The sequence below is a fragment of the Stenotrophomonas sp. SrG genome (genome assembly GCF_050031795.1).
GTDB lineage: Bacteria > Pseudomonadota > Gammaproteobacteria > Xanthomonadales > Xanthomonadaceae > Stenotrophomonas > Stenotrophomonas rhizophila_A.
On sequence record NZ_JBNBBE010000901.1, the window covers coordinates 1 to 243 of the forward strand.

The 243-nt window shown below is 73.7% G+C and carries 1 protein-coding gene; it reads left to right on the forward strand.

The window, feature by feature from the left end; genetic code table 11:
- Positions 1–243, forward strand: a 243-nt coding sequence (locus ACQG3P_RS22110) for a hypothetical protein (RefSeq protein ID WP_426806248.1), incomplete at both ends; no start/stop codon positions are given.

Consider the following 243-nt stretch of genomic DNA (forward strand, 5'->3'; position numbering starts at 1 on the left):
CTGGCCCAGGCACCGTGCTGGCTGGACGTGGCCTACCACGAATCCAGCCGCACCGACCGCCGCGATGTCCCGCAGGCCGCGTTGGGTGACTCCGAGCGGCTGCTCATCGGCATGGAACAGGGCGCCAGCCCGCTGCCCACCGACCCGGCGCTGGTCCCCAACGCGAAGTTCCGGCGCGCCGACCTGTGGCAGGGCATGCGCGTGCTGCCTGGCACGCCGGGCTTTGCCTGCGCGGCGCAGCAG